The sequence below is a fragment of the Planktothrix sp. PCC 11201 genome (assembly GCF_900009135.1).
Classification (GTDB): Bacteria; Cyanobacteriota; Cyanobacteriia; order Cyanobacteriales; family Microcoleaceae; genus Planktothrix.
Genome location: NZ_LT797749.1, coordinates 1 through 237 on the forward strand (window position 1 = coordinate 1; position 237 = coordinate 237).

Consider the following 237-nt stretch of genomic DNA (forward strand, 5'->3'; position numbering starts at 1 on the left):
TGGACGGCACAGACTGTCAGAGAAGTGTTGCACAAATGGGAAAAGTTGGGGCTAGAAGGGTTATGGGAAAAACCAGGTCGCGGGGGGAAAGCCAAGTGGAAAGAAGAGGACTTAGTATTTTTAGAAGAATGTCTCAGAAGAGAACCCCGGACATACAACTCTGAGCAATTAGCCCAAAAATTAGAACAAGAACGGTCGATTAAATTGAGTCCCGATAGATTAAGACGGGTGCTCAAA

The 237-nt window shown here is 45.1% G+C and carries 1 protein-coding gene; it reads left to right on the top strand.

Going from position 1 to position 237, the window contains the following annotated elements; all coding sequences use genetic code 11:
* A partial coding sequence (locus PL11201_RS25515; protein ID WP_144017900.1) for a helix-turn-helix domain-containing protein occupies positions 1 to 237 on the top strand: 237 nt, incomplete at both ends.